23 protein-coding genes and 1 pseudogene are annotated in these 25,542 nt (G+C 68.9%); 13 read left to right on the plus strand and 11 right to left on the minus strand.

Features of this window, described 5'->3' with window-relative positions; genetic code table 11:
* Together AC5Y43_RS24520 and AC5Y43_RS24525 are read left to right on the plus strand one after the other, a co-directional pair.
* Positions 1-1,021: pseudogene (locus tag AC5Y43_RS24520) on the plus strand (hypothetical protein); the annotation flags it as partial.
* Between the two features lie 126 nt (positions 1,022-1,147).
* Positions 1,148-2,797, plus strand: a complete 1,650-nt coding sequence (locus AC5Y43_RS24525) for a PPE domain-containing protein (protein WP_499977080.1) — start codon at positions 1,148-1,150, stop codon at positions 2,795-2,797.
* 3 nt (positions 2,798-2,800) lie between these two features.
* Here the strand turns inward: AC5Y43_RS24525 and ipdF are convergent, their stop codons facing one another.
* Together ipdF and ipdE1 are read right to left on the minus strand one after the other, a co-directional pair.
* The gene (gene ipdF / locus AC5Y43_RS24530) at positions 2,801-3,589 is read right to left on the minus strand and encodes a (5R,7aS)-5-hydroxy-7a-methyl-1-oxo-2,3,5,6,7,7a-hexahydro-1H-indene-carboxyl-CoA reductase (RefSeq protein WP_499977081.1); all 789 of its coding nucleotides are present in this window, start codon (positions 3,587-3,589) and stop codon (positions 2,801-2,803) included.
* The gene (gene ipdE1 / locus AC5Y43_RS24535; protein WP_499977084.1) at positions 3,586-4,734 is read right to left on the minus strand and encodes an acyl-CoA dehydrogenase IpdE1; all 1,149 of its coding nucleotides are present in this window, start codon (positions 4,732-4,734) and stop codon (positions 3,586-3,588) included. The genes ipdF and ipdE1 overlap by 4 nt, the downstream gene beginning before the upstream one ends.
* 103 nt (positions 4,735-4,837) lie before the next feature.
* Here ipdE1 and fadD3 point away from each other — a divergent pair, with 103 nt between their 5' ends.
* Genes fadD3 through AC5Y43_RS24560 form a run of 5 tightly spaced genes read left to right on the plus strand, consistent with a single transcriptional unit; the run spans position 4,838 to position 10,539 of the window.
* Complete coding sequence (fadD3, locus tag AC5Y43_RS24540) at positions 4,838-6,358, plus strand: 3-((3aS,4S,7aS)-7a-methyl-1,5-dioxo-octahydro-1H-inden-4-yl)propanoate--CoA ligase FadD3 (RefSeq protein ID WP_499977087.1); 1,521 nt, start codon at positions 4,838-4,840, stop codon at positions 6,356-6,358.
* Positions 6,358-7,491, plus strand: coding sequence for an acyl-CoA dehydrogenase family protein (locus tag AC5Y43_RS24545; RefSeq protein ID WP_499977091.1), 1,134 nt, complete (start codon positions 6,358-6,360; stop codon positions 7,489-7,491). Before fadD3 ends, AC5Y43_RS24545 begins: the two co-directional genes overlap by 1 nt.
* Positions 7,492-7,493: 2 nt before the next feature.
* Complete coding sequence (locus AC5Y43_RS24550; protein WP_499977094.1) at positions 7,494-8,429, plus strand: acyl-CoA dehydrogenase family protein; 936 nt, start codon at positions 7,494-7,496, stop codon at positions 8,427-8,429.
* Positions 8,426-9,373 carry an acyl-CoA dehydrogenase IpdE2 gene (gene ipdE2 / locus AC5Y43_RS24555; protein ID WP_499977096.1) on the plus strand — a complete coding sequence of 316 codons (948 nt, stop codon included), beginning with the start codon at positions 8,426-8,428 and terminating at the stop codon, positions 9,371-9,373. The genes AC5Y43_RS24550 and ipdE2 overlap by 4 nt, the downstream gene beginning before the upstream one ends.
* Positions 9,370-10,539 (plus strand): pyridoxal phosphate-dependent aminotransferase, encoded by a 1,170-nt coding sequence (locus tag AC5Y43_RS24560; protein WP_499977098.1) that lies wholly within the window; start codon positions 9,370-9,372, stop codon positions 10,537-10,539. Before ipdE2 ends, AC5Y43_RS24560 begins: the two co-directional genes overlap by 4 nt.
* On the opposite strand, the gene AC5Y43_RS24565 is transcribed toward AC5Y43_RS24560, so the two are convergent.
* Complete coding sequence (locus AC5Y43_RS24565) at positions 10,529-12,310, minus strand: fatty acyl-AMP ligase (RefSeq protein WP_499977181.1); 1,782 nt, start codon at positions 12,308-12,310, stop codon at positions 10,529-10,531. The genes AC5Y43_RS24560 and AC5Y43_RS24565 overlap by 11 nt on opposite strands.
* A 127-nt stretch (positions 12,311-12,437) precedes the next feature.
* The gene (locus AC5Y43_RS24570; protein WP_499977100.1) at positions 12,438-13,286 is read right to left on the minus strand and encodes an arylamine N-acetyltransferase family protein; all 849 of its coding nucleotides are present in this window, start codon (positions 13,284-13,286) and stop codon (positions 12,438-12,440) included.
* A gap of 34 nt (positions 13,287-13,320) precedes the next feature.
* On the opposite strand from AC5Y43_RS24570, the gene AC5Y43_RS24575 reads away from it, so the two are divergent.
* On the plus strand, positions 13,321-13,767 hold the full coding sequence (locus tag AC5Y43_RS24575) for a YybH family protein (RefSeq protein WP_499977103.1): 447 nt from the start codon (positions 13,321-13,323) through the stop codon (positions 13,765-13,767).
* Positions 13,768-13,838: 71 nt separating this feature from the next.
* The gene (locus tag AC5Y43_RS24580) at positions 13,839-14,249 is read left to right on the plus strand and encodes a hypothetical protein (protein ID WP_499977107.1); all 411 of its coding nucleotides are present in this window, start codon (positions 13,839-13,841) and stop codon (positions 14,247-14,249) included.
* A 232-nt stretch (positions 14,250-14,481) separates the two neighbouring features.
* Here AC5Y43_RS24580 and hsaB read toward each other — a convergent pair whose 3' ends face one another.
* The 4 genes from hsaB to hsaA are packed head-to-tail and all read right to left on the minus strand — an operon-like array spanning position 14,482 to position 18,021.
* Positions 14,482-15,060 carry a 3-hydroxy-9,10-secoandrosta-1,3,5(10)-triene-9,17-dione monooxygenase reductase subunit gene (hsaB, locus tag AC5Y43_RS24585; RefSeq protein WP_499977110.1) on the minus strand — a complete coding sequence of 193 codons (579 nt, stop codon included), beginning with the start codon at positions 15,058-15,060 and terminating at the stop codon, positions 14,482-14,484.
* A gap of 2 nt (positions 15,061-15,062) precedes the next feature.
* Positions 15,063-15,965: an iron-dependent extradiol dioxygenase HsaC gene (hsaC, locus tag AC5Y43_RS24590; protein WP_499977113.1), complete on the minus strand. Its 903-nt coding sequence runs from the start codon at positions 15,963-15,965 to the stop codon at positions 15,063-15,065.
* The gene (hsaD, locus tag AC5Y43_RS24595) at positions 15,962-16,837 is read right to left on the minus strand and encodes a 4,5:9,10-diseco-3-hydroxy-5,9,17-trioxoandrosta-1(10),2-diene-4-oate hydrolase (RefSeq protein ID WP_499977115.1); all 876 of its coding nucleotides are present in this window, start codon (positions 16,835-16,837) and stop codon (positions 15,962-15,964) included. The genes hsaC and hsaD overlap by 4 nt, the downstream gene beginning before the upstream one ends.
* Positions 16,837-18,021 (minus strand): 3-hydroxy-9,10-secoandrosta-1,3,5(10)-triene-9,17-dione monooxygenase oxygenase subunit, encoded by a 1,185-nt coding sequence (hsaA, locus tag AC5Y43_RS24600; RefSeq protein WP_499977116.1) that lies wholly within the window; start codon positions 18,019-18,021, stop codon positions 16,837-16,839. Before hsaA ends, hsaD begins: the two co-directional genes overlap by 1 nt.
* Before the next feature lie 147 nt (positions 18,022-18,168).
* Between hsaA and AC5Y43_RS24605 the strand changes: the two genes are divergently transcribed.
* Both AC5Y43_RS24605 and AC5Y43_RS24610 read left to right on the plus strand, forming a co-directional pair.
* Positions 18,169-19,263 carry a 2Fe-2S iron-sulfur cluster-binding protein gene (locus AC5Y43_RS24605; RefSeq protein WP_499977118.1) on the plus strand — a complete coding sequence of 365 codons (1,095 nt, stop codon included), beginning with the start codon at positions 18,169-18,171 and terminating at the stop codon, positions 19,261-19,263.
* Between the two features lie 18 nt (positions 19,264-19,281).
* Entirely contained in the window at positions 19,282-19,815 is a 534-nt protein-coding gene (locus AC5Y43_RS24610; RefSeq protein WP_499977120.1) for a hypothetical protein, read from the plus strand.
* A 57-nt stretch (positions 19,816-19,872) separates the two neighbouring features.
* Here the strand turns inward: AC5Y43_RS24610 and AC5Y43_RS24615 are convergent, their stop codons facing one another.
* Positions 19,873-20,757 carry an SDR family oxidoreductase gene (locus AC5Y43_RS24615; RefSeq protein WP_499977125.1) on the minus strand — a complete coding sequence of 295 codons (885 nt, stop codon included), beginning with the start codon at positions 20,755-20,757 and terminating at the stop codon, positions 19,873-19,875.
* A gap of 85 nt (positions 20,758-20,842) precedes the next feature.
* On the opposite strand from AC5Y43_RS24615, the gene AC5Y43_RS24620 reads away from it, so the two are divergent.
* Complete coding sequence (locus AC5Y43_RS24620) at positions 20,843-21,415, plus strand: TetR/AcrR family transcriptional regulator (protein ID WP_499977128.1); 573 nt, start codon at positions 20,843-20,845, stop codon at positions 21,413-21,415.
* Here AC5Y43_RS24620 and AC5Y43_RS24625 read toward each other — a convergent pair whose 3' ends face one another.
* The gene (locus tag AC5Y43_RS24625; RefSeq protein ID WP_499977131.1) at positions 21,416-23,551 is read right to left on the minus strand and encodes an acyl-CoA dehydrogenase family protein; all 2,136 of its coding nucleotides are present in this window, start codon (positions 23,549-23,551) and stop codon (positions 21,416-21,418) included.
* 274 nt (positions 23,552-23,825) lie between these two features.
* On the opposite strand from AC5Y43_RS24625, the gene kstR reads away from it, so the two are divergent.
* Entirely contained in the window at positions 23,826-24,422 is a 597-nt protein-coding gene (gene kstR, locus AC5Y43_RS24630) for a cholesterol catabolism transcriptional regulator KstR (protein ID WP_499977183.1), read from the plus strand.
* Here the strand turns inward: kstR and AC5Y43_RS24635 are convergent, their stop codons facing one another.
* Positions 24,423-25,502, minus strand: coding sequence for an Rv3575c family transcriptional regulator (locus tag AC5Y43_RS24635; protein WP_499977133.1), 1,080 nt, complete (start codon positions 25,500-25,502; stop codon positions 24,423-24,425). It lies immediately after the preceding gene.
* Between the last annotated feature and the right edge of the window lie 40 nt (positions 25,503-25,542).

Here is a 25,542-nt window from a genome sequence, read left to right on the forward strand (position 1 = left end):
GAACACCGGCAACTCCAACGTTGGCTCGGGAAACCTCGGCAACGGGAACATCGGTTTCGGAAACATCGGCCTGGCGGAGACCGTGGCCATGCCCGGCAACAACAACGTGGGCATGGGTAACACCGGCAACAACAACTTCGGCTTCGGGAACTACGGCAACGGGAACTATGGCGGCGGGAACACCGGGATCGGAAACATCGGGGCGGGTAACAGCGGCAACAACAACTGGGGCGTGGGATTGACCGGTAACAATCAGACGGGCATCGGCGGCACCTACTACGACCGGTCGACCGGCCAATTCCACCTCGGGGGGCTGAATTCGGGCAGCGGCAACATCGGCTTCGGGAACTCCGGCACCAACAACATCGGCTTCTTCAACTCGGGCAGCGGCAACGTCGGCATCCTCAATTCCGGAACCAATTTCGGACTGCTCCCGGGCAACCACAACAATTTCGGCATCGGGAACTCAGGCGCCGGCGACTTCGGATTCGGGAACTCGGGGACCCTCAACTCCGGCGTCGGGAACACCGGTGGGGCGAACACAGGCTTCGGAAACTCGGGCAGCTACAACACGGGCAACGGCAACGCGGGCCAAGCCAACACGGGTTTCGGGAACGCCGGCGATTCCAACACGGGCAACGGAAATTCGGGCCACAGCAACACGGGGCTGTGGAACGCGGGCAGCGTGAACACGGGAGTGGGATCCACCACCGACACGGGCATGACCAACTCGGGCTTCAACAACGTGGGGAGCGGTAACTCCGGCTACGGCAACACGGGCGATATGATGTCCGGCTTCTTCAACACAGCCAGGGGCGGCGTCAACAACATATACGTCTCGGGCATCTCCAACCTCGCCTCCGGCGCCTCGATCACTAACGGAGGCATGTCGGGTTTCTTGAATACTGCCGTCACACAGGCCGCCTTGGGTCAGCCGATCGGCTATTACAGCGCCTTCAATTCGGGCTTGTTCAACATCGGGACGGGCATCGCCGGTCTTTTCAACATCGGCCGGCTGTAGGCGCAGTTGACGAAAGCTCGATGTTTGCCACGGCCTCCTTGTAGCATTTGATCCATTACCGCCCCGTCCCAGCCGTGGGGGGCCGTCGGTTCCCCCGGTGGCGGTCTACAAGTTGGGAGGTTTGTTGTGGTCAATTTTCCGATGCTTCCACCGGAAATCAATTCCCTGTTGATGTTCAGTGGCGCGGGTCCGGCGCCGATGTTGCAGGCCGCGGCGGCCTGGAACGGGTTGGCCGATGAGTTGGGTTCGGCCGCACAGTCGTTTGCCTCGGTGACTTCAGGGCTGGCCGGCCAAGGCTGGCAGGGGGCGGCGTCGCAGGCGATGGCGGCCGCGGCCATCCCGTATGCGGGCTGGCTGAGCACAGCCTCAGAACAGGCGGCCGGGGCGGCCGCGCAGGCCCAGGCGGTGGCCGGTTCCTTCGAGACGGCCCTGCAGACCACGGTGCACCCGCTGCTGATCGAGGCCAACCGCAACGCGTTCGTGCAACTGGTGCGCTCGAACTTCCTCGGCCTGGCCGGCCCGGCGATCGCGGCCGCCGAAGCCCAGTACGAAGAGATGTGGGCCGCCGACGTCCAGGCGATGACGAGCTATCACGCCGGGGCGGCGGCCGCCGCCGCCCAGTTGAACCCGTTTGCCCAGCTGCTGCAGAACCTGCCGAATATCGGTCTGGGCAACAAGAACGGCACCGGCAACATCGGCGGCGGCAACACCGGCAGCGCCAACGTCGGCAACGGCAACACCGGCAGCGGCAACCTCGGCGGCGGCAACGCCGGCAACAACAACTTCGGCAGCGGCAACACCGGCGACTACAACGTCGGCGGCGGCAACATCGGCGCGGGCAACATCGGATTCGGAAACTGGGGCACCACCGCCACCACGGGTCAGAACGTGGGCACGGGCAATACCGGCACAAGCAATTTCGGCTTCGGCAACACCGGCAAGGGGAACTACGGCGGCGGCAACTTCGGCATCGGCAACATCGGCGGAGGCAACACCGGCAACAACGACATCGGCTTCGGCCTCACCGGCAACAACAAGATCGGTATCGGTGACCTCTACTTCGACCAGACGACCAACCAGTTCCACCTCGGGGGCCTGAACTCGGGCACCGGCAATATCGGCTTCGGGAACTCCGGCACCAACAACATCGGGTTCTTCAACTCCGGCACCGGCAACGTCGGCATCTTCAACACGGGCGCCAACACGCTGACGAACGGCCACCTCAACGACTTCGGCTTCGGTAACTCTGGCAGCAACAACGTCGGCTTCGGCAACTCGGGCATCGGCAACACCGGTCTCGGAAACACCTGGCAGTCCAACACCGGGTTCGGGAACTCCGGCGCCCAGAACACCGGCTTCGGCAACGCGGGCCAGAACAACACGGGCGACTGGAATTCGGGCAACGTCAACACCGGCAACGGGAACTCCGGCTTCGTCAACACCGGCTTCTGGAATTCGGGCGACGTGAATACCGGCACCGGTTTCACCACCGATTCGGGCCTGTTCCAGTCGGGCATCGGCAACGTCGGTCAGGACGTCTCGGGTTTCTACAACGCCGCCAGCGGCGGGACCGGCTTCAACGGCTCCGTGTCGGGATTCTTCAACACCGTCAGCGGCGGCGACTTCGCCAACTGGCAGGTCTCCGGCATCGGGAACCACATCATCCCGGACAGTCCCATCGTTTTCCTGTTCGGCACAAGCGGTTACGCCTCGGGCCTGTTCAACACGAGCACCACCGCGTCCGGGTTGTTCAACCTCAGCCGGATGCTGCCTTAACGCTCACGGGTGCTGGCTGGATACCGAGATCACTTCTCCGGTCAGGTAACTCGAGTAGTCGCTGGCCAAAAACGCGATGGTGGACGCGATTTCCCACGGCTCGGCGGCACGGCCGAACGCCTCACCGGCCGAGAGTCGGTCGAGCAAATCGGTCGAGGTCGTCTTGTCCAGGAACTTGTGCCGCGCGATGCTGGGCGAGACCGCGTTGATCCGCACGCCGTAGTCGACGGCTTCGATTGCGCTGCAACGGGTCAGCGCCATCACACCCGCCTTGGCGGCGGCATAGTGGGACTGCGAGTGCTGGGCGCGCCAGCCCAGGACGCTGGCGTTGTTGACGATGACGCCGCCGTGGGAGGCCTCGCGGAAGTAGCGCAGCGCCGCGCGGGTGGCGCGGAACACGGAGGTCAGCGTCACGTCCAGGACGCGGTCCCACTCCTCGTCGGTCATGTCGACCACCGGCGTCTGCCCGCCCAGCCCGGCGTTGTTCACCAGCACGTCGATGCGTCCGAAGCGCGCGGTGGTCGAGTCGATCAGGGCGTCGATCTGCGCGGTGGACGTCACGTCGCACACGGCCTTCTCGACGCGGCCCAGCCCCAGCGCGGACAGCTCGCCGGCGGTCTCCCCCAGCCGCCGCTCGTGGTGGTCGGAGACCATCACGTCGGCTCCCTCGGCCAGGGCGCGCCGGGCGGTCGCCGAACCGATGCCGGTGCCGGCGGCGGCGGTGACGATGACGACTTTGCCCTGCAGAAGCCCGTGTCCGGCAACCTCTTTCGGAGAATCGGCCAAACTCATCCTTTAACCTCTCGGGGCAGGCCGAGCACCCGCTCGGCGATGATGTTGCGCTGGATCTCGTTGGACCCGCCGTAGATGGTGTCGGCGCGGGTGAACAGGAACAGCCGCTGCCACTCGTCGAACTCGCCGTCGGACAACGCCATCGACGGCTTGCCGATCACGTCCATCGCCAGCTCCCCCAGGTCGCGATGCCAGTTGGCCCACAACAACTTCGACACGTTGTCCTGCCCCGGCTGCTCGACATCCATGGTGGCCAGGGCGTACGAACGCATCGCCCGCAGACCGACCCACGCCCGCGTCAGGCGCTCGCGGATGACGGGGTCGTCGGCGGCGCCGTTGCGCTGCGCGAGGACGGCCAGGTTGGAAAGCTCACGGGCATAGCGGATTTGCTGCCCGAGCGTGGACACCCCGCGCTCGAAGGTCAGCGTTCCCATGGCGACGCGCCAGCCGTCGCCGGGCTCGCCGACCACCAGCGCGGCGTCGGTGCGGGCGTCGTCGAAGAACACCTCGTTGAACTCCGCGGTCCCGGTTATCTGGACGATCGGGCGCACCTGCACGCCGGGCTGGTCCAGCGGCACCAGCAGATACGACAGCCCGGCATGCCGCTTGGAGCCCTTCTCGGTGCGCGCGACCACGAAGCACCACTGCGACAGGTGCGCCAGCGAGGTCCACACCTTCTGGCCGTTGATCACCCATTGGTCGCCGTCGATTTCGGCGGTGGTCGACACGTTGGCCAGGTCGCTTCCGGCGCCGGGTTCGGAATATCCCTGGCACCACAGTTCGGTGACGTCGAGGATGCGCGGCAAGAAACGCTGCTGCTGCTCGGGGGTGCCGAAGGCGATCAGCGTCGGGCCCAGCAACTCCTCGCCGAAGTGATTGACCTTGTCCGGCGCGTCGGCCTTGGCGTACTCCTCGTAGAACGCCACCCGGTGCGCGGTCGAAAGCCCGCGCCCGCCATGCTCGACCGGCCATCCCAGACACGTCAGCCCGGCCGCCGCGAGGTGCCGGTTCCACGCCAGCCGCTCCTCGAACGCCTCGTGCTCGCGCCCCGGCCCGCCCAGGCCCTTGAGGGACGCGAATTCGCCGGCGAGATTGTCGGCGAGCCAACCGCGGACCTCCGCCCGGAACTCCTCGACGTCCTGCATGCCCTGTAGGCTAACCTACCAAGCACTTGCTTTGTCAGCTCGGTGACGATGCGCGCCGCGCAGCGGCGTGCGGAGGAAGCGGGCAATCCAGGTAGGAGTTCCCGTGTCCAGCGATCCCCGCACCGTGCCCGCGGCGCTGGATCGCCTGTCACGCCGGCTGCCCGACCACGACGCGCTGATCACCGGCGAGCGGACCTTCACCTCGGCAGAGCTGCGCGACGAGGTGCACCGGGCGGCGGCCGCGCTCATCGCGCTGGGCGTGCGGCCGAAGGACAGGGTGGCGATCTGGTCCCCCAACACCTGGCACTGGGTGGTGGCCTGCCTCGCGATCCACCACGCCGGCGCGGCGATGGTGCCGCTGAACACCCGCTACACCGCCGAGGAGGCCGCCGACATCCTGGCCCGCACCGGCGCGCCGGTCCTGTTCGGCATGGGCCGATTCCTCGGCAACGACCGCGTCGCGGACCTGGATCGGGCCGCACTGCCGGGGCTGCGGCACGTCGTGCGGATCCCGATCGAGGCCAACGACGGGACCTGGGACGAGTTCATCGTCCAGGGCAGCGACGGCGACGAAGTCCGAGCGCGCGCCGCCGCCGTCGCGCCCGACGACGTCAGCGACATCCTGTTCACCTCCGGCACCACCGGCCGCAGCAAGGGCGTGTTGTGCGCGCACCGGCAATCGCTGTCGGCGTCGGCGTCGTGGGCGGCCAACGGCAAGATCACCAGCGACGACCGCTACCTGTGCATCAACCCCTTCTTCCACAACTTCGGCTACAAGGCCGGCATCCTGGCGTGCCTGCAGACCGGCGCCACGTTGATCCCGCACCTGACGTTCGACCCGCTGCGCACGCTGCAGGCGATCGAGCGACACCGCATCACCGTATTGCCCGGTCCGCCAACGATTTACCAGACCCTGCTGGACCACCCGGCCCGGCGCGACTACGACCTGAGCTCGCTGCGGTTCGCGGTGACCGGCGCGGCGACCGTGCCGGTCGTGTTGGTCGAGCGCATGCAATCCGAGCTCGACATCGACATCGTGCTGACGGCCTACGGGCTGACCGAGGCCAACGGCATGGGCACCATGTGCCGCGCCGACGACGACGCCGTCACCGTCGCCACCACCTGCGGGCGCCCGTTCGCCGACTTCGAACTGCGCATCCACGACACCGGCGAAGTGCTGCTGCGCGGACCCAACGTGATGCTGGGCTATCTGGACGATCCGGACGCGACCGTCGCGGCCATCGACCCCGACGGCTGGCTGCACACCGGCGACGTCGGCGTCGTCGACGAGGCGGGCAACCTGCGCATCACCGACCGGCTCAAGGACATGTACATCTGCGGCGGCTTCAACGTCTACCCGGCCGAGGTCGAGCAGGTGCTGGCCCGGATGGACGGGGTGGCCGACGCCGCGGTGATCGGGGTCCCCGACGAACGGCTGGGCGAGGTGGGCCGCGCGTTCGTGGTGACCCGGCCCGGTTCGACCCTCGACGAGCAATCCGTGATCGCTTACACCCGTGAGCATTTGGCGAACTTCAAGGCACCGCGCTCGGTGCGGTTCGTCGACGCGTTGCCGCGCAACCCGGGCGGCAAGGTGGTCAAACCACAACTGCGAGAGCTGACCTGATGGACCTGCAACTAGACGAAGGCACCCTGGCCTTCCAGGACGAAGTCCGCCAATTCCTGACCGAGAACGCCGAGTCGATCCCGACGAAGTCCTACGACAACGCCGAAGGCTTTGCCCAGCACCGGCATTGGGACAGGGTCCTGTTCGACGCCGGCCTGTCGGTGATCACCTGGCCGGAGAAATACGGCGGCCGGGACGCGCCTCTGCTGCACTGGGTGGTGTTCGAGGAGGAGTACTTTCGCGCCGGGGCACCGGGGCGGGCCAGCGCCAACGGAACCTCCATGCTGGCCCCGACGCTGTTCGCGCACGGCACCGACGAGCAGCTGGACCGGATCCTGCCGAAAATGGCCAGCGGCGAACAGATCTGGGCCCAGGCCTGGTCGGAACCCGAATCCGGCAGCGACCTGGCGTCGCTGCGGTCCACCGCCACCAGGACCGACGGTGGCTGGCTGCTCAACGGACAGAAGATCTGGAGCTCGCGCGCGCCGTTCGCCGAGATGGGGTTCGGGCTGTTCCGATCCGACCCCGAGGCCGAGCGGCATCACGGCCTGACGTACTTCATGTTCGACCTGAAGACCACCGGCGTCACCGTGCGGCCCATCGTCCAGCTCGGCGGCGACACCGGCTTCGGCGAGATCTTCCTCGACGACGTCTTCGTTCCCGACGAGGACGTGATCGGCACCCCGAACGACGGCTGGCGGGCGGCCATGAGCACGTCGAGCAACGAGCGCGGCATGTCGCTGCGCAGCCCGGCCCGGTTCCTGGCGGCCGCCGAACGCCTGGTGACGCTGTGGAAGGACCGCGGCTCCCCCGAGGCGTTCGCCGACCGGGTCGCCGACGCGTGGATCAAGGCGCAGGCCTACCGCCTGCAGACCTTCGGCACCGTGACCAGGCTGGCCGCCGGTGGCGAACTGGGGGCCGAATCGTCGGTGACCAAAGTGTTCTGGTCCGACCTCGACGTGGCGATACACCAGACCGCGCTGGACGTCCTCGCCGCCGACGGCGAGCTCACCGGCCCGTGGACCGAGGGCCTGCTGTTCGCCCTGGGCGGCCCGATCTATGCCGGCACCAACGAAATTCAGCGCAACATCATCTCGGAGCGGCTGCTGGGGCTGCCCAGAGAGAAGAAGTAACCGTGGAATTTGCAGTCGACGAACAACAGCGCGACTTCGCCGCCAGCATCGACGCGGCGCTTTCCGTCGCCGACCTGCCCGGCGCGGTGCGGGCCTGGGCGGCGGGCGACACCGCGCCCGGGCGCAAGGTGTGGGAACAGCTGGCCAACCTGGGCGTCACCGCGCTGGCCGTGCCGGAGAAGTTCGACGGCATCGGCGCCGACCCCGTCGACCTGGTGGTCGCCCTGGAACGGCTCGGGCGCTGGTGCGTGCCGGGTCCGGTGGCCGAATCGATTGCCGTGGCACCGGTTCTGCTCGCTGACGACGAACGCTGCGGCGCGCTGGCGTCCGGTGAGCTCATCGCCACGGCCGCGCTGCCGCCGCACGTCCCGCGCGCCGTCGACGGCGACACCGCCGGGCTGGTGCTGCTGGCCGCCGAGGGCGCCGTCACCGAGGGCCGGGTGGGCGACGAGCACGCGTCCGTCGACCCCAGCCGCCGCCTCTACGACGTGACCGCAACCGGCGACGCGTGGCAGGCGGACATCAAGCGCGCCTTCGAATTCGGGGCGCTGGCCACCGCCGCACAGTCGGTGGGCGCGGCCGAGGCGCTGCTGAACGGCGCCGTCGAGTACGCCAAGCAACGCAGCCAATTCGGCCGGGTGATCGGCTCGTATCAGGCGATCAAGCACAAGCTCGCCGACGTGCACATCGCGATCGAGCTGGCGCGCCCCCTGGTGTACGGCGCCGCGCTCACACTGGACCCGCGCGACGTCGGCGCGGCGAAGGCGGCGGCGTCCGACGCCGCGCTGTCGGCGGCGCGGGCCTCGCTGCAGACCCACGGCGCGATCGGGTTCACCCAGGAGCACGACCTGTCCCTGTGGCTGCTGCGGGTGCAGGCACTACGCTCGGCCTGGGGCACACCGGAAGTTCATCGGCGACGGGTGCTGGAGGCGTTGTGAGTGAAGAACGGGAGCTGCTGCGCGAGACCGTCGCCGCCCTGGTGGCCAAGCACGCGAACCCCGCGGCGGTGCGCGCGGCAATGGAATCCGACCTCGGCTACGACGAGTCGCTGTGGCGCCTGCTGTGTGAGCAGGTCGGCGCCGCCGCGCTGGTGATCCCCGAGGAGCTGGGCGGCGCGGGCGGCGAATTGGCCGACGCGGCAACGGTTTTGCAGGAGCTGGGCCGCGCCCTGGTGCCCTCGCCCCTGCTGGGTACGACGCTGGCGGAGCTGGCGCTGCTCACCGCACCCGATCCGGACGCCGATACGCTGGCCGGCCTTGCCGAGGGCACCTCGATCGGCGCGCTGGTCCTCGACCCCGACTACGTGGTCAACGGGGACATCGTCGACGTCATCGTGGCGTCCGACGGCGGCGAATTGAGCCGGTGCACCCGCTTCAGCGCCGAGCCCGTTGCGACCATGGACCCGACCCGCCGCCTGGCCCGGGTGCGGACCGAGGCGAGCGAACCGATCGGCGCCGACCCCGGGATCGCGGACACCGCGGCCATCCTGCTCGCGGCCGAACAGATCGGCGCCGCTGAACGCTGCCTGGAGCTGACCGTCGAATACACCAAGAGCCGGGTGCAATTCGGCCGCCCGATCGGCAGTTTCCAGGCGCTCAAGCATCGGATGGCCGACCTCTACGTCGCGGTTGCCGCGGCCAAGGCCGTCGTGTCCGAGGCGTGCGAGGACCCCGGCCCCACCAACGCGGCCACCGCGCGACTGGCGGCCACCGACGCGCTGCAAACCGTTGCCGCCGAGGGGATCCAGCTGCACGGCGGCATCGCGATCACGTGGGAACACGACATGCATCTGTATTTCAAACGCGCACACGGCAGCGCCCAGCTGCTCGGATCGTCGCGAGAGCTGTTGCGCCAACTGGAATCCGAAGTACTGCCGACGTGACCGACCGCGTCGCCCTGCGCGCCGGCATCCCGCCGTTCCACGTGATGGATGTCTGGCTGGCCGCCGCCGAGCGCCAGCGCAGCCACGGCGACCTGGTGAACCTCTCGGCCGGCCAGCCCAGCGTGGGCGCCCCGGAGCCGGTGCGCGCCGCGGCGGCCGCCGCACTGCACGGCAACCAACTCGGTTACACCGTGGCGCTGGGCATTCCCGAGCTGCGCGCGGCGATCGCGGCGGACTACGCACGCAAACACGGAATCGACGTGGAGCCCGACGCGGTCGTCGTGACCACCGGCTCCTCGGGCGGGTTCCTGCTGGCCTTCCTGGCTTGCTTCGACGTCGGCGACCGGGTGGCGCTGGCCAGCCCCGGCTACCCCTGCTATCGAAACATCCTGTCGGCGCTGGGATGCGAAGTGGTGGACATCGCGTGCGGACCGGAAACCCGCTTCCAGCCCACCGCGCAACTACTCGCCGACCTCGACCCGCCGGTGCGGGGCGTGATCGTCGCCAGCCCCGCCAATCCCACCGGGACGGTCATCCCGCCGGCCGAATTGGCCGCGATCGCGTCGTGGTGCGAAGCCTCCGGGGTGCGACTGATCAGCGACGAGGTCTACCACGGCCTGGTCTACGACGGGGCCCCGCAGACCAGCTGCGCCTGGCAGACGTCGCGAGATGCGGTGGTGGTCAACAGCTTTTCGAAGTACTACGCGATGACGGGCTGGCGGCTGGGCTGGCTGCTGGTGCCCCCCGAGCTGCGCCGGGCGGTGGACTGCCTGACCGGTAACTTCACCATCTGCCCGCCGGTGCTGTCGCAGGTCGCGGCGGTCGCGGCGTTCACCCCCGAGGCCACCGCCGAGGCCGACGGCAACCTGCAACACTACGCGGCCAACCGGTCTCTGCTGCTCGACGGCCTGCGCCGGATCGGTATCGATCGCCTGGCGCCCACCGACGGCGCGTTCTACGTCTACGCCGACGTATCGGAGTACACCGGCGATTCGCTGGGGTTCTGCTCAAAGCTGTTGGCCGACACCGGGGTCGCGATCGCACCGGGCGTCGACTTCGACACCGCGCGCGGCGGCTCGTTCGTCCGGCTGTCGTTCGCCGGGCCCACGGCCGACGTCGAGGAGGCGCTGCGCCGCATCGGGCCCTGGCTGCCGGTCAGCGGTTGAACCGCCCGGCGAGATATTCGGCCCGGCAGGCGCTGCGCGCCAGTTTGCCGCTCGTCGTGCGGGGGATGGCCCCTGCGGCCACCAGGCGCACATCGGCGACGCGGACCTGGTGCTGCCGCGAGATCGCCGCGCGCACGGTGTCGGCGATCGCGCCCAGCTCGGCTCGGGCCGCGCCGGCGGCGCGTTCGGCGACGACGACCACCTGCTCGCCGGAACCGCCACTTGCCGAAACCGCCTCGGCGGGAACGGAAAACGCGGCGACATAGCCCGACCGGATCGCGCTGGAGGCCTCGCTGACGGTCGTCTCGATGTCGTGCGGGTAGTGGTTGCGGCCATCGATGATGATGAGGTCCTTGATGCGCCCCGTCAGGTACAGCTCGCCGTCGACGTAGACGCCGAGATCCCCGGTGGCAAGCCAGCTTCCGTTGTCCGGGGCACCCTCGGCATGGCTGCCACGGTCGAGGCGGGACTGCAACTTGTTACCGAAGACCCGTCGGGATTCGTCCTCGCGACCGAAGTATCCGCGGCCGACGTTTTCGCCGTGCAGCCAGATTTCGCCGACGGTGCAGTCGGGCACCTCCGCGCCGTCGGGATCGGCGATCACCGCCCATTGATCGACGATCGGCTGGCCGCAGGAGACATGGGTGACCGCACCCGGTGCCGTCGGCGCGACCACCACGGCGCGGCCCTCCCCGAGCTGTTCGCGGTCGAGGTAGATGGCGCTGGCGGCGGCGTCGTGGGCGATGCTGGCGACCGACAGCGTCGCCTCGGCCATCCCGTAGGACGGCTTGACCACCGACGCGGGCAGGCCATACGGGGCGAACGCGTGCGTGAACTGCTCGATGGCAGACATCGTCACCGGCTCCGAGCCGTTGAGCAGGCAGACGACGTTGCCGAGGTCGAGGGCTTCAGCTTCCGGCCCCGCCGGCGGAACGCCCCGCTGGGCCGTCAATTCGAAGGCGAAGTTCGGCGCGGCCGCCATGGTCCGGCCGCGCTGCGCCGCAATGCCGAGTTGTTTGATCCACCGGTAGGGCCGACGCAGGAAGGCCATGGGATCCATCAGCGTGACGTGCGCCCCGAAGAATGCGGTGAACACGATCATCATCAATCCCATGTCGTGATACAGCGGCAGCCAGCTCACACACTGAACGTTGGTGTCCAGCCCGCCGTGCACGATCATCTGCATCGCGTTGGTGTAGACGGCGCGATGGGTGATCTCGACGCCGGCCGGCGTGCGCGTCGAACCCGAGGTGTACTGCAGATAGGCCAGATCGTCGGTGTCGCGGACCACGTCGGTGAACATCGCACCGAGCGTCGCGGGGATCGCATCCACCGCCAACATCCGCGGCCGCTCATTGGGGGCCAGCGTCCGGATGAACGTCCGAACCGACTCGGCCGCGCCGGTGGTGGTCAGGACGACCGAAGGCCGGCCGTCGGCCAGTACCGCCGCCAACCGCTCGCCGTGCCCCGCCAGCGTCGGCGCAAAGAGCGGAATCGCCACGTTGCCCGCGTGGACGGCGCCGAAGAAGGCTGCCACGTAGTCGAGGCCCTGGGGCGCCAGGATCGCCACCCGGTCGCCGGGCTTGGTGACCTGCTGCAGGCGCGCGCCGACGGCGCAGACCCGCGACCACAGCTCATTCCAGCTCAGCTCGCTGAGCCGCCCGTCCTGTTCCTGCGAGTAGTCGAGGAAGCGGTAGGCCGGAGCGTCGCCCAGCTGGCGCCTGTTTTCGTCGAAATTCGACGTCATCGTCGTGCCCTCGGGCACGACGATGCTCCTGGCAACGCTGGTTAGGCTGTGATCCCGGCTCACGATGGGACAGATTAATAGGCAGACTTACAGATTGACGCATTTAGGGGTATATGTCGGTCATCACTATCGGCGGCCGGCCGGGGGACGATCACACCGCACCCTCGCTCTGAGCGGCCAGGATCGCGTCGAGGCGGGCTTCGAGCGCGCCGCGCTCGCCGGCCTCGGCGACGTTGATCCCGAACCGTCCGCCCAAGGTGTCGACGATCGCGGCCGCGTCGTCCAGGCGGAGTTTCTCGCTGCCGTCGCTGCGGTGGACGGTCAGGTTGCGCCCGGCCAGGTTCAACCGGGCGTCGTCGGCGACCAGCGCGGCCATCAGGCCGGTCACGAAGCCCGACGAGGGGTGGGTGGAGACGAACCAGCTGCCCACCTGCAGATCGATCTGCGGCTGGGTGCGCGTGGTGAACTCGTAGAGCGGCACCCAGTCGCCACGGATCTGGGCCTGCAGGACCAGCCCGTCGCGGCGGTCCTCGAGCCGGTACGGCTCGTGGCTCGTTTGCTGGACGCTGCCGATCTCGATGCGCAGGGGCGACGTCGGCGTCTGGCCACCGAAGCCCACGTCGACGAGAAAGGACCCCTCCGATCCGGGAAAAGTCACCGCCAGCACGGTGTGCGTCTGCGCCGGGAACGGCGCATCGGGCGGGCGCATCCAGATGACCCGCCCGGCCAAGCGCCGCACCCGGAAGCCGATTTCGCCCAGCGCGTAGCCCATCAGCCCGTTCTGCTCGTAGCAATAGCCGCCCCGGCGCCGGCGAATCAGCTTGTCCGCCAGCGCCTCTGGACCCAGGTCGTCGACCGGAACTCCCATGACCGGATCGAGGTTCTCGAACGGGATCGTCTGCGTGTGCGCGGTCACCAGATCCCGTAGTACCTCCAGGGTCGGCGCGGCCGGGCCGCGGAAGTCGATGCGGTCGAAGTACTCGTTCAGATCCAGCGTCATACGGCCATTGTGTCCCGACGGCTACTCTTCCCCCATGCCGACCGATATTTCGGACCTGCCAACCGCGGATCAGGAAGCGATCGGCAAGACGCTGCTCACGTTGCTGAAGGCGTTCGACGAGCGGGACGCCACCGCCCTGGGCGCCGTGTATTCCGACGACGCCGACTGGGTCAACGCCTTCGGGACAGTCAGACGCGGACGCGACGACATCGTCGGCTACCTCACCGGGCTGTTCGCAGATGACAATTTCAGCCGCGGCGAACTGGCCGGCCCGCCGGAGACGAGCTTTCGCGTGCTGACGCCGGAAGTGGTCCTGGTATCGGCACACCTGCGGGTGAAGGGCCAGGGGCTCGTCGGCGGCGGAACGCTCGATCGTGACAACTTCTCGTTGCGCGCGCTGCAACGGCAGGACGACGGGTCCTGGCTGATCGTCTCGGAGATGTTCCAGGACGCGAACACCGAGGCAACTTACGGGCACTGAAGTTCCGGCCTGTTTTATATCTGTCGAATACGGGCAATCCGGGTCGCATGAACACGAACATCGTTTGGATCGTGATCGCCGCAGTGGTGGCGGTCCTGCTGATTGCCGCCGTGATCATCGCGGTGACCAGGGCGACGCGCCGGCGCCGCCAGCGGCAGGCCGAAGAGATTCGGGAGCAGGCCCAGGTGGCGACGGCCAGAATCGAACGGCGCCAGGCGCTGGCCGACGAGACGGCCGCAAAGGGGCGGGCCGCCCAGGCCGAGGCCGAGGCCAAGGCCGCCGAGGCCGCCAGGCTGCTGGACCGCGCGGCGACCCAGCAAGATGAGGTCGCCACCTCACGCGAAGGACTCCAGGAACACTGGGACCGCGCCGACCGCCTCGATCCCCACGCCGCGAAACATGAGGCGCCCGATGGCACCTCAGAGGAGCCGGTGAACGACGGCGAAAACCTCGAGCAACCACATCGCGGAGCGTCCACCTGATGGGTCGCTGAGTCAGCCGGGATGGCCCGTCCCCTCAACGGGCCATCCCGGCTGCTGCGCGGAGAGACATCCGTATGCCCCACGAAGCCGGTGTCTCACAACGGTTTTCAAGCGACGTTCGCCATCAAACACGGCGCTGGTCCAGGGCAGGACTCGCCATCGCGCATGACAACCTGCGTTGCCGAATTTCGCGGTCGCCAAACATCGCGCCGCGCGCGGCGTCGATTCCGGTCTACAGCCAGGTGTCCTGGGTGGTCGTGGTGAGGAAGGCTTCCAGGTCGTCGCGCCACTGCGCCGGCGTCGTCTTGTCGGGTTCGATGCCGGTGTAGTCGCCGCGATAGAACAGCAGCGGCCGCGGCTTGATGTGGGGGGCCTTCGAAACTGATTCGGCCAGCGAGTGGACCGCGCCGAACACCACGAAGTGATCCCCACCCTCGTGTACCGAGGCCACCGTGCAGTCGATGTAGGCCAACGACCGGTCGATGATCGGTGACCCCAATTCCGAAGGGTGCCAGTCGATGCCGGCGAACTTGTCCGGCTCCTTGGACCCGAATCGCGCCGACACGTCCTGCTGCTCCTCGGTCAGCACGTTGACGCAGAACCGGCCGCTGGCCTCGATGGCCTTCCAGGACCGCGAGACCCTGGTGGGGCAGAACAGCACCAGCGGCGGATCCAGGGACAGTGCCGCAAAGGACTGGCAGGCAAAGCCGATCGGGACGTCGTCGTGGACGGTGGTGATGATGGTGATCCCGGTGCAGAACTGACCCAGCACCTGCCGGAAGGCGCGTGCATCGATCGGCGCGGCGGTCATGCTCAGCTTCTGAAGCCGACCGAGAAGTCGTGACCCCACAGGCTCACCGCGGTGCTCTCCCGTGCGATCCAGCCGTCGTCGTCCACTTGCCTACCCTCACAACCGAATTCGACGTCGAAACCGCCGGGGGTCTTCATGTAGAACGACAGCATCAGGTCGTTGACGTGACGGCCGAGCGTGGCCGACATCGGCACCTTGCGGCGCAGCGCCCGGTCCAGGCACAGGCCCACGTCGTCGGCCTCTTCGACCTCGACCATCAGGTGCACGATGCCGCTGGGGGTCTGCCCCGGCATGAATGCCAGGCTGTGATGGCGCGGGTTGCAGCCCAGGAACCGCAGCCAGGCCGGCGCCCCGTCGGCGGGCCGGCCCACCAGCTGCGGCGGCAGGCGCATCGAGTCGCGCAGCATGAAGCCAAGCACATCCCGGTAGAAGTGCAGCGTCTCCTGGTCGTCGCGGGTGGTCAGCACCACGTGCCCCAGGCCCTGCTCCCCGGTGACGAACTTGTGCCCGTACGGGCTGACCACCCGGCGGTGCTCCAAGGCGGCGCCGTGGAAGACCTCGAGGCAGTTGCCCGACGGGTCGGAGAAACGGATCATCTCGTCCACCCGGCGATCGGCCAGCTCGGCGGCGCTGGCTTCCTTGTACGGCGTGCCCTCCACGTCGAGCCGCTGCCGGATCTCTTGCAGGCCTTCGGCGTTCGCGCATTCCCAGCCGGCCTCGGAGAGCCGGTCGTGCTCGCCGGGAACGATGACCAGCCGGGCCGGGAAATCGTCCATCCGCAGGTACAGGGCGCCCTCTTCGGCGCCCTTGCCCTCCACCATGCCGAGCACCTTCAGGCCGTACTCGCGCCAGGCCGCCATGTCGGTGGCCTCGATGCGCAGGTAGCCCAGCGACCGGATACTCATCGCGCACCTCCCAGAAAATCTACGGTCAGCTTGTTGAACTCGTCGAACTTCTCCACCTGCGCCCAGTGCCCACACTGCCCGAAAACGTGCAGCTGCGCACGCGGAATCGTCTTGAGCGCCACCAGCGCGCCGTCCAGCGGGTTGACCCGGTCCTCCCGGCCCCAGATCAGCAGGACGGGTTGGCGCAGCCGATGCACCTCGCGCCACATCATGCCCAGCTCGAAGTCGGCCCCCGCGAACGACATTCCCATCGCCCGGGTCGCCGTCAACGATTCCGGCGTGCTGGCCAGCGCGAAACGCTGCTCGATCAGCTCCGGCGTGATCAGTTTCTGGTCGTAGACCATCACCCGCAGGAAGGCCTCGAGGTTTTCCCGGGTGGGCGCGGCAGAGAACTTGCCCAACCGTTTGACGCCCTCGGTCGGGTCCGGCGAGAACAGGTTGACGCTCAACCCGCCGGGACCCATCAACACCAGGCGCCCGGCCAGCTCCGGGTAGTCCAGCGCGAACCGGACCGCGGTGCCCCCGCCGAGCGAATTGCCCACCAGCGGAACGCGGCCCAGGCCCAGCTGATCGAAGAGGCCCTTGAGCGCGCGGGCGGCGTAGCGGTTGAACTGGCCGTGCTCCGCGCGCTTGTCGGAGTGTCCGTACCCCGGCTGATCGACGGCCAGCACGTGGAATCGCTCGGCCAGCACTCCGATGTTGCGCGACCAGTTCGTCCAGCTCGCCGCGCCCGGGCCGCCGCCGTGCAGCAGCACCACCGTCTGGTCGTTACCGGCACCGGCCTCGTGATAGTGCAGCCTCAGCGGCCCGTCCACGTCGACGTCGGCGAAGCGCGACGTGGACTCGAACGTCAGCTCTTGCGCAATGGTCATCAGACCATGGTGTCGCCGGGGGGCAACCCGAACTCGTTGTTCCCGAAGATCACGTAGGCCCGCTCGGGGTCGTTGGCCGCGTGCACCCTGCCCGCGTGCGCGTCGCGCCAGAACCGTTGCACCGGTTGGTCATTGGCCAGGGCGGTCGCGCCCGACGCCTCGAACAACCGGTCGATCGAGGAGATCGCCCGGCCGGTCGCGCGCACCTGGTCCCGACGGGCCCGGGCACGCAGCTCGAACGGTATCTCCTTGCCGGCCGACAACAGCGCGAACTCGTCGGCCACGTTGCCGGACAGTTGCCGCCACGCGGCGTCGATGTCGCTGGCCGCCTCGGCGATGCGGATCTTGGCGAACGGGTCGTCCTTGGCCTTCTCACCGGCGAACGCCGCACGCACCCGCTTGCCCTGATGCTCGACGTGCGCGTCGTACGCGCCGTAGGCCATGCCGACGATCGGCGCCGAGATGGTGGTCGGATGCATGGTGCCCCAAGGCATCTTGTACACGGCGGCGGTGTTGTTCTGATATCCGCCGGCGGTGCCGTCGTTCATCGCCTTGTAGGACAAGAACCGGTGCCGGGGCACGAAGACGTCCTTGACCACCAGCGTGTTGCTGCCGGTGCCACGCAGGCCGACGACGTGCCAGACGTCGTCGATGCGGTACTCGCTGCGCGGGATGAGGAAGCTGCCGAAGTCCACCGGCCGGCCGTCCTTGATGACCGGCCCGCCCACGAACGTCCAGGAGGCGTGGTCGCAGCCCGACGACCAGTTCCACGAGCCGTTGACCAGGTAGCCGCCGTCGGCCACCACGCCGGCGCCCATCGGGGCGTACGACGACGAGATCCGCGTCTTGGGGTCGTCGCCCCACACCTCCTCCTGCGCCGCCTGGTCGAACAGCGCCAGGTGCCAGTTGTGCACGCCGATGATCGAGCTCACCCAGCCGGTGGAACCGCACGCGCTGGCCAGCCGGCGAACGGCCTCGTAGAACAACCCGGGATCGCACTGCAGCCCGCCCCACTGCTCCGGTTGCAGCAGGGTGAAGAAGCCGACGTCCTCGAGATCCTGAACGGTCTCGTCGGGCAACCGGCGCAGGTCCTCCGTCGCCTGCGCGCGCTCGGCGATCTTGGGGAGAAGATCATCGATCCCAGCCAACACCGACTGCGCATCACGCTGTTGAATGGACGTCACTGGATTTGCCTCCCGGGAGTACGGACTTACACGAAAGACTAGAACACGTTCCGATTCGTGTCGAGCAGGGTATTCCTGCGGCTGGTAGCGATATGAATCCGGTTTTCTATAACATGTTCTAGTTATGAGGAGAGGAAGGGACGGGTCTTGACGGAAGCCGATCTGGACCAGGCACCCGACGAGCCACTCGGCGACCATGTCCTCGAACTGCAGATCGCCGAGGTCGTTGCCGAGACCGACGACGCGCGGTCACTGGTGTTCGCCGCGCCGGCGGCCGCGGGCGATCCGGACATCCCCCCGGAGCGGCTGCGATACGCGCCCGGCCAGTTCCTGACGCTGCGCGTTCCCAGCGAGCGGACGGGCTCGGTCGCGCGTTGCTACTCGCTGTGCAGCTCGCCGTTCATCGACGATGCCCTCACCGTCACCGTCAAGCGCACCGCGGACGGATACGCGTCCAACTGGCTGTGCGACAACGCGCACGAGGGCATGCGCATCCACGTGCTGGCGCCGTCGGGCACCTTCGTGCCCAAGACGCTCGACGGCGACTTCCTGCTGATGGCCGCGGGCAGTGGGATCACCCCGATCATGTCGATCTGCAAGTCGGCGCTGGCCGAGGGCGGCGGGCGGGTGACACTGCTCTACGCCAACCGCGACGACCGCTCGGTGATCTTTGCCGACGCGCTGCGCGAGCTGTCCGCCAAGTACCCCGACCGGCTCACGGTGGTGCACTGGCTGGAGTCGCTGCAGGGCTTGCCCAGCGCCGACGCGTTGGCGAAACTCGCCGCCCCCTACACCGATCGGCCCGTGTTCATCTGCGGGCCGGGTCCGTTCATGGACGCGGCACGCGTGGCCCTCGACGGGCTGAAAGTGCCCGCCGCGCAGGTGCACATCGAGGTGTTCAAGTCGCTGGAGTCCGACCCCTTCGCGGCGGTCAAAGTCGAAGACACCCCCGAAGGCGACCGGCCGCCGGCCACCGTGGTCGTGGAACTGGACGGCGAAACGCACACCGTGTCGTGGCCGCGGAACGCCAAGCTGCTCGACGTGTTGCTCGCCAAGGGTCTGGACGCGCCGTTCTCCTGCCGGGAGGGCCACTGCGGCGCGTGCGCCTGCACCCTGCGCAGCGGCAAGGTGAACATGGAGGTCAACGACGTCCTGGAGCAACAGGATCTCGACGACGGCCTGATTTTGGCCTGTCAATCTCACCCGGAATCTGATTCGGTAGAAGTCACCTACGACGAGTAACCGGGAAGGGGAGCTCCGATGATGCGGGTGATGGCGGGGTTTGCAGTGGTCGGGGGCGTGCTGGCGCTGCTGCCGGGCCCGGTTTGCGCGGCGGCCAGCAACACCGCCACCACCCTGTTCCCGCTGGACGGCCCCAACCAGCTGGAGACGCACGCCTTCCTCAACTGCTTCCAGTCCGACGGCCACTGCGACTTCACCGTCGGGGCCGACATGCGCACGCCCGACGGCGTGAGCGGCTTCCCGCCGGGCCTGTGGGCCCGCCAGACCACCGAGATCCGCTCACCGAATCGGATGGCCTACCTCGACGTGCACGCGAGCGGCGAACACGAACGGGTGAACAAGGCGATGGGCTCCGACGAGATCACCACGGTCTACTTCGGCGACGGGCCGCCGGAGAAGTACCAGACGGCCGGGCGCATCGACTCTGCCGACTGGTCGACGGGCCGGCCCAAGACCGACATCAGCGTCATCGCCTGCACCCACATCCAGGTGGTCTACCCGGGCGTCAACATCACCTCGCCCAGCACCTGCGCGCAGACGAGTTTCTCCTGACGTTGACTGTGCGCTGAGGGCGCGGCCTTCTCGCACTTTGGCGCCATACGCGCAGAGTCACGGCCGTGGATATAGGCCGGTTTCGAGGTCTTCGAGCAGGCTCGGGCCGGTGGGGTTCCAGCCGAACCGCCGGCGGGTCAGCGCGCTCGACGAGGGCTGGTCGACGGCGAAGACCGTACCCAGCGGGCCGAACTTCTCTGCCGGGGCGGACTCGACGGGAACGCCGAGCCGGCGGCCGATCACCTCGGCGATCGCCCGCATCGGGTCCCCTTCGTCGCCCACCGCGTGCAGCACCGAGCCGGGCGGCGCCTCTTCGAGGGCGAGCCGGAACAACGACGCCGCGTCCGCCCGGTGCACCGCGGGCCAGCGCTGCGCGCCGTCGCCCACAAAGGCTGACACCCCGCCCAGCCGTGCGGCTTGGATCAGCAGGCTGGCGAAGCCGTAGCGCCCGCCGGCGTCGTGCACCGACCGGGGCAGCCGCACGGCGGCCGATCGCACGCCGCGGCCGGCCAGGTCGATGGCGGCCTGCCCCGTGCGGCCGCGCCCGGCCATCGGCCCCTCGGTGTTGAACGGGTCAGCTTCGGTGCTTGCGCGCCCGGGCACCGTCGGGGTGCCGCTCGCGAAGACCAGCGGCTTGCCACTGTCGACGAGCGCGTCGCCGAGCGCCGCGACCGCGCGGGCCTCGGCCTCGACGCCGGCCGCGATGTTGCTGAAGTCGTTCGAGAACGCCAGCGAGATGACGCCGTCGGCGGCGGTCGCCGCCCGCCGCAGGACCTCCAGGTCGGCGATGTCGCCGTGAAGCGGCTCCGCGCCGAGCCCGCTGATGGTGGCGGCCGCGGCCTCGGATCGGGCCAGGCCCACGACCTGATGGCCGGCGGCGATCAGTTCGGCGACGACGGCCGAGCCGATTCCTCCGCTGGCCCCGGTAACGAATACGCGCACGAGCAGCTCCGTTCCTGTGATGCGACTATTGTCCCATCACCGTACACCGGTGACGGGGTAACGGTCGCATCACTATGGTGAGCGTATGGCCCGCTGGCAGCCGGACGCGCGCGAACGCTTGGTCGCCGCGGCGCTGGACCTGTTCAGCGAACGCGGCTACGACGAGACGACGGTGGCGCAGATCGCCGAACGGGCCGGGCTGACGAAGAGCACCTTCTTCCGGCACTTCCCGGACAAGCGGGACGTGCTGGCGGCGGGGCAGGACGCGATCGCGCAACTGCTGCGCGAGGGCGTCGCCGCGGCGCCGCCCGACGCGACTCCGCTGGCCGCGGTGTGTGCCGGTCTGGAGTCGGTGGCGGCGGGGTTCACGTCGTTCAACCGGGACCTCGCGCCCCGGCTCAAAGCCGCGATCGCCGCCAGCACCGAACTGCAAGCGCGCAATGCGCTCAAGCAGATCGGCCTCGCCCTGGCGGTGGCAGAAGCGCTGCAGTCTCGCGGCGTGCCCGAACAGACGGCGGTGCTGGCCGCCGAGCTCGGGTCGCTGGCGTTCAAAACCGCGTATGCGCGTTGGGCCGAGCCCGGCGAGACCCGAGACCTGGGCGTCCTGGCCTGCGAGGCATTGCGCGAATTGCACGCCGCCGCAGCCGATCTCGGCTGACTAGCGGGGCAGGCCCAGTAGGCGCTCGGCGGCGACGGTCAGCAGGATCTGCTCGGTGCCGCCCGCGATCGTGAGGCAACGCGTGTTGAGGAAGTCGAACACCGCGCGGTCGTTATCCGCGCGACGGTCGACGAGCCCGCCGCCTTCGGCGACGTCCATCGTGAATTCCGCCAGCGCCTGCCGGTAGCGGACGCCGATCAGCTTGCGCACGCTGGATTGTGCGCCGGGGTCCTGGCCACCCACGGCCAGCTGAGCGATGCGCTGGTCCAGCAGCGCTCCGGTCTGGGCCAGGATGATCAGCCGCCCCAGCCGGTCCTGCTCGGCAACGTCGAGATCCCTTGCCGCCAAAAGCCTCAGCAGCTCTTCCATCGGGTTGCCCAGCGCGGTCCCGTTGGCCATCGCGATGCGTTCGTTGGCCAGGGTGGTCCGGGCCAGCCGCCAGCCGTCGTTGACCGTCCCGACCACCATCGCGTCGGGCACGAACACGTTGTCCAGGAACACCTCGTTGAACAGCGAGTCGCCGGTGATCTCTCGCAGCGGGCGGATCTCGATGCCCGGTGACTTCATGTCCACCAGGAAGTAGGTGATGCCTTTGTGTTTCGGGGCATCGGGGTCGGTGCGCGCCAGGCACACGCCCCACCGCGCCTTGTGCGCGGCCGACGTCCACACCTTCTGCCCGGTCAGGTTCCAGCCACCATCGGTCCGCATCGCCTTGGTGCGCAGCGACGCCAGGTCGGAGCCGGCCCCCGGCTCGGAAAACAGTTGGCACCAAAGGAATTCGCCACGCAACGTCGCCGGCACGAATTGCTCGATCTGCTCCGGGGTGCCGTGCTCGAGGATGGTCGGCGCCGCCCACCAGCCGATCACCAGGTCGGGCCGTTCGACGCCCGCCGCGGCCAACTCCTGATCGATCAGCAGCTGCTCGGCCGGGGACGCGGCCCGCCCATACGGCTTGGGCCAGTGCGGCGCCTGCAGCCCCGCCTCGGCCAGGCCCACCTGCCGCTTTTCGGCGGGCAGCGCGGCGATCTCGGCGACGGCCGCGGCGATCTCGGCGCGCTGGCCCTCGACCTCGGTGATGTCGATACCCAGGCGGCGGCGCACGCCGTCCTGCGTGAGCGCGGTGATGCGGCGTAACCAGCGCTCGGCGCCGCCGAGAAACCTACCGATGGCATGCGCGCGGCGCAGGTACAGGTGCGCGTCGTGCTCCCAGGTGCAGCCGATGCCGCCGAGCACCTGGATGCAGTCCCGGACGTTGGCCTTGGCGGCGGCGATGCACGTGCTCGCGGCCAGCGCGGCCGCGATGGAGAACTGTTCGGCGTCGGACTCCCCGGCGGCACGCGCGGCGTCGGCAGCGGCCACCTCGGCCTGCTCGGCGCGGCACAGCATCTCCGCGCACAGGTGCTTGACGGCCTGGAAGCTGCCGATCGGCTTGCCGAACTGCTCGCGCACCTTCGCGTAGGCGACCGCGGTGTCCAGCGACCACCGGGTGATGCCCGCGGCCTCGGCGGCCAGCAGCGTCGCGGCCAAATCCTCGACGCGGCCCCCCGGGACCGGGACCGCGGGCGCGTCCGTCAGCACCAGCCGGGCCAGTGGCCGGGAGAAGTCGGCGGCCGGCAGCGCCTCGAGCCGCACCCCCTCGCCGTCGGTGTCGACCAGGAGCCAGTCGGCGCCGGCGGGCAACAGCACGAGCCCACCCGGCGCCCCGCCCAGTACCCATTCGACGGTGCCGGACGCGCTCTGGTTGTCGAATCGCACTTGGTTTTCTGGACCGTCGAGCGCCACCCCGGCGAAGCGTTCCCCCGAGGCCAGGGCGGCCAGCAGGTCGGGATCATCGATCACCAGGGTGGCCAGCGCGGTGGTCGCGACCGGCCCGGGTAGTAACGCCTTGGCCGCCTCCTCGACCATCGCGCACAGGTCCTCGACGCTGCCGCCGGCGCCGCCGTGGTCCTCGGCGATCGCCACCCCGAAGATGCCGAGGTCGGCCAGACCGGCAAAGGCCGGCCGCCACGCGTCGGGGTCGCCCTGTTCGACGCCGCGGATCGCCACGGTCCCGCCCGGCCCCGACGTCGGGTTGCGGGCCCAGTCACGCACCAGCGCACGCGCGGCGAACTGTTCGTCGGTGACGGTCGCTACCACCCTGGGCCTCCGCGTGATTGGTTCGACGTGACGAATAAAGGGCGACTAAAGCCCACTAGAACGTGTTCTAATAGTGCCAGCGATCGAGCGTCAAGTCGAACGCCATCACAGCAGTACACGTCGTTGTCCCGGCTGCGGGGAGGTGGGAAATTCACCCTCACCATGCGTATCGTTTGCGAACGGACCACCTGAAAGAGGAGCACCCCCGCAGATGTCGTCAGCGAACCCGACCCCGGAACGCGTTTCGGACTCGCAGCCGCGCGAGGTCATGAACGTGGCCGTATTGGCGGAGTCCGAGCTCGGCTCGGAGGCCCAGCGGGAACGCCGCAAACGCATCCTCGATGCCACCATGGCCATCGCATCCAAGGGCGGCTACGAGGCGGTTCAGATGCGCGCGGTGGCCGACCGCGCCGACGTGGCGGTGGGCACCCTGTACCGGTATTTCCCGTCGAAGGTGCACCTGCTGGTGTCGGCGCTGGGCCGGGAGTTCGGCCGCATCGACGCCAAGACCGACCGCTCCTCGGTCGCCGGCGGCACGCCCTTCCAGCGGCTGAACTTCATGGTCGGCAAGCTCAACCGGGCGATGCAGCGCAACCCGCTGCTCACCGAGGCGATGACGCGCGCCTACGTGTTCGCCGACGCCTCGGCGGCCAGCGAGGTCGACCAGGTCGAAAAGCTCATCGATTCCATGTTCGCCCGGGCGATGGCCGACGGCGAGCCCACCGAGGACCAGTACCACATCGCCCGGGTGATTTCCGACGTGTGGTTGTCGAACCTGCTGGCCTGGCTGACGCGGCGGGCCTCGGCGACCGATGTCAGCAAGCGGCTCGACCTGGCCGTGCGGTTGTTGATCGGCGACACGGACGCGTAGCTAGGCCGGCGGCCCGGCGGTGCGCCCGCGCACCAGCTCGGTGTCCAGCACCTCGATGACCGGCAGACCCGAGCGCGGCGGTTTGAGCAGCAGCTCCCCGGCCCGGTGACCCTTGCGCAGGCTCGGCTGGGCCACCGTGGTCAGCCCGCGGCCGATCGCGTCGGGCACGCCGTCGAACCCCGTGACGGTCATCTGCCCCGGCACGTAAATGCCACGCGCGCGAAGGTAATCCATGGCGGACAGGGCCAAAATGTCCGCCGTGCACATCAGCGCGGTGATCCGCGGATTGGCCTCCAGCGCCGCCTTGGCGGCGTTGCCACCCGATTCCGGCAGGTGCTCGTAGCTTTCCACCACGGTCAGCGAATCCGGGTCGACACCCACGGCCGCCATCGCCTCCCACACGCCGACGATGCGTTCGCGTTGCACGTCGAAGGCAGGTGAGCGCAGGCGCTCGGCGTCGACCAGACCGTGGCGGCGGTCGCGGCCCAGCCGCATGGTCAGCAACCCGATCTCGCGGTGGCCCAGCCCGAGCACGTAGCCGGCCAGCTCCCGCATCGCCGCGCGGTCGTCGATGCCCACCCGCGACACCCCGGGCAGGCCCTTGGGCTGGTCGACCACCACGACGGGCACCCCGCGCTGCAGCACCACCTGCAAGTAGGGATCGTCGTCGCAGACCGAATACACCACGAAGCCGTCGACGCCCGCACCGAGCACGGCGGCCGTCCCGTCGTCCAGGCTGCGGCTGGCGCCGACGGCGACCAACAGCAGTCCCTGCCCCAGTTCCTCGCACGACTGCGCCACGCCCGCAACGAAATCCCGCGCAGCGGGGTCGGAAAAGAAATAGGTGAGCGGCTCGGCCATCACCAGCCCGACCGCGCCGGCCTTGCGGGTCCGCAGCGAGCGCGCCACCGGGTCCGGGCCCGGGTAACCCAGCCGCTTGGCGGTGGCCAGCACCCGTTCGCGAAGCTCGGCGGAGAGCTGGTCCGGCCGGTTGAACGCGTTGGAGACCGTCGTGCGCGAGACCTTCAGTTCGTCGGCCAACGACGCCAGAGTCGCACGCCGGCGGGGGGTGGGACTCACGTTCGGTGACGCTACCGCGCATCGCCGCCCGCGCCCACGG

Source organism: Mycobacterium sp. NGS57 (genome assembly GCF_059812405.1).

Excerpts from the sequence above, each read along its gene's own strand:
- ipdF (WP_499977081.1), bottom strand. The coding sequence starts at position 3,589 with ATGAGTTTGGCCGATTCTCCGAAAGAGGTTGCCGGACACGGGCTTCTG.
- ipdE1 (WP_499977084.1), bottom strand. The coding sequence starts at position 4,734 with ATGCAGGACGTCGAGGAGTTCCGGGCGGAGGTCCGCGGTTGGCTCGCC.
- AC5Y43_RS24545 (WP_499977091.1), top strand. The coding sequence starts at position 6,358 with ATGGACCTGCAACTAGACGAAGGCACCCTGGCCTTCCAGGACGAAGTC.
- AC5Y43_RS24570 (WP_499977100.1), bottom strand. The coding sequence starts at position 13,286 with ATGACGCTGGATCTGAACGAGTACTTCGACCGCATCGACTTCCGCGGC.
- AC5Y43_RS24575 (WP_499977103.1), top strand. The coding sequence starts at position 13,321 with ATGCCGACCGATATTTCGGACCTGCCAACCGCGGATCAGGAAGCGATC.
- hsaB (WP_499977110.1), bottom strand. The coding sequence starts at position 15,060 with ATGACCGCCGCGCCGATCGATGCACGCGCCTTCCGGCAGGTGCTGGGT.
- hsaC (WP_499977113.1), bottom strand. The coding sequence starts at position 15,965 with ATGAGTATCCGGTCGCTGGGCTACCTGCGCATCGAGGCCACCGACATG.
- hsaD (WP_499977115.1), bottom strand. The coding sequence starts at position 16,837 with ATGACCATTGCGCAAGAGCTGACGTTCGAGTCCACGTCGCGCTTCGCC.
- AC5Y43_RS24610 (WP_499977120.1), top strand. The coding sequence starts at position 19,282 with ATGATGCGGGTGATGGCGGGGTTTGCAGTGGTCGGGGGCGTGCTGGCG.
- AC5Y43_RS24620 (WP_499977128.1), top strand. The coding sequence starts at position 20,843 with ATGGCCCGCTGGCAGCCGGACGCGCGCGAACGCTTGGTCGCCGCGGCG.